At 50.4% G+C, this 2,305-nt stretch carries 2 protein-coding genes; both read right to left on the reverse strand.

What is annotated here, in order from left to right; genetic code table 11:
• On the reverse strand, nucleotides 1-2,102 hold a 2,102-nt coding region (gene cas3 / locus Q8M85_RS20695), incomplete at its 3' end, for a CRISPR-associated helicase Cas3' (protein ID WP_305548215.1).
• Nucleotides 2,103-2,115: 13 nt separating this feature from the next.
• The coding region (locus Q8M85_RS20700; protein ID WP_305548217.1) for an HIRAN domain-containing protein at nucleotides 2,116-2,305 on the reverse strand (190 nt) is incomplete at its 5' end.

A 2,305-nucleotide genomic window follows, 5' to 3' on the forward strand; every position in this document is an offset into this window, starting at 1 on the left:
TGGTAGGCGCTGTCGTCTATCAGTTTGAATTTTTCCGCTACGGTGCGAAATTGAATCTGGCATTCGCGCGCATCTTGCGTGAGCAACTCGTAGATGCCGTGTTTGTCGAGCGACGGTGCGCGCACATAGAGGTGTTCAAAAAATTGCTTGGCAAGATTGCGCCCCAATACGTTGCTTGTGTTACCCGATAGCAGGCTCACCGAGATTTGTGCCGCTTGCCGCAACAGTCCGGGCGGTGCGGGTTTCGGTGGCACGAAAACCACGACTTTCCCCTTGATGAGAATTCCTTCAGCATCTTTTAGTTTGCCTTCGCGGTTGCAGCGACCCGCCGCCTGCGCAATTGAATCCAGCCCAGCCAGTGTGCGATACACCACGGGGAAGTCCACGTCCACACCGGCTTCCACTAGTTGTGTGCTGATGACGCGAAGCGGTTTATTCTTTTTGAGTCGCCATTTGATGTATCGAATGATTCTGGAACGATGTTCGCCGCACATCAGCGCTGATAGATGCAACGTGTCTTTGCCTGACTCTTGGTTCGTCATCAGGTGGTGTAACTCGCGTGCATCGTCGCGGCGGCTGACGATACAAAGCACAGATGGATACTGAAGCAGTTCTGCTGCGACACTTTTCCAATCGCGGGGTGTTTGCAAATCGTCAGGTACGCTAACTTTTACTCGCTCCAGCTGCTGGTAGAGCGCATCGGGGTCATCCATGATTTCACGCACATTATCCAGTCCACGAAATGGATTGTTGCCGAAAGATTGGAACGAACCAAGCGCAGGCTGGGTTGCGGTGGAAAGCACGAATGTCACTCCATAATGATTTGCTAATTGATTCATTACATCAGCAATCGGTTGTAAAAACTCCGGCGGCAGTAACTGTGCTTCATCCAACACCACTACACTATTGACGATATTGTGTAGCTTGCGGCAACGACTTGTACGAGCAGCAAACAGTGATTCAAAAAACTGTACATTGGTGGTAACGATGATGGGCGCATCCCAGTTCTCGGTTGCCAGACGGGAACGCGCATCTTCTTTGTCTGGATCAAGATTAGCATGATGCTCAACCACATTGTCGCCGAATATCTCGCGGAATATACCCGCTGTTTGTTCGATGATGCTGGTGTAGGGAATGACGTATATGATGCGTCGTTTCTTGTGCTGTACTGCATGCTGCAAGGCGAAAGCCATACCAGACAAGGTTTTTCCGCCGCCAGTAGGCACGGTGAGCGAGAATAATCCAGGATCCAGTGCAGATTTTTCACGGCACTGGCGCAGAATATTGGCACGGATGACGTTGACGGGCGTAGTGGCTGCGGATGTGGATTTTCTGGTCATGTATCCATCGAAGTCAGTCAGCAAGCTGGTCAAATCACGATAACCATTACGGGTGGCTGATTTGTCGCCATCCATGAAAGCTTCGGTATCCAAAAAATCCGTATCCACCAAGCAGGAGAACAACATGCGTAACCATAGATGCAATCCATCTGCTCCGCCGCGCGGTTTGGTGGAAGGTCTCGCTTGTGTCAGAATTTCATGCGGAATGATTTGTGTTGGTATGCGATCAAGTAGGTAGTTCTGTTCTGCTCCTAATCGAATCGAAAGGGCCTTGCCTCCCGTTTCTGCCGAATACCAGTCGGCCAATCCAGCATGATGTCCGGCAATCAGGTATGCAAGAATGCGCCCATGCACACCAAGCTGCCGAATTGCATGAATGGCTCCGGCTGTAGAGTGATCCACTCTTCCTGGAGCCCCTTCAATATGGGCCTCAGCATCGTAACCACTGGCTTTTTTGATGTATTCCTGAAATTCAGCACTATATTTGCCTAAATCGTGCCATAGCCCGGCAAGTTGTGCCCAATCTTCGCTATCAAATGCTTGCGCGGTTTCTCCAGCTCGCCTGGCTACTTCATTTAAGTGCTCATTCAGTGGATGTTCCTCCCAGTTACCGTTTTTATCCTGGCGAACGTGAGCAAGAACAGTGGTTTTGTTATCTTTCGTTTCCATATTCACAACAGTTCCTTCATTCCGCGCAACATCCGTAATAAACGCCCAGGCCGCCAATATATCCAGATTTGATAAAAGACATGGGTTTTCCACCAACACTTTCCGTTTACGCCCGCCATTGCACCTCCACCATGATCCGATCCCAGGGATTATTGCTTTTTTTCAACCCCACTATCAAAGCCGACATTTTTTCTCCACGATCCAGCAGTTGCGAGATGGCGGCATTGTCCATCCGGGGAATATAGCCGAGCTGATGGCCTTGCCAGTCGATGCGGACTGCACGGTCATCGTAGGGG

The organism is Tabrizicola sp., from assembly GCF_030694085.1.
Taxonomy (GTDB): domain Bacteria; phylum Pseudomonadota; class Alphaproteobacteria; order Rhodobacterales; family Rhodobacteraceae; genus Tabrizicola.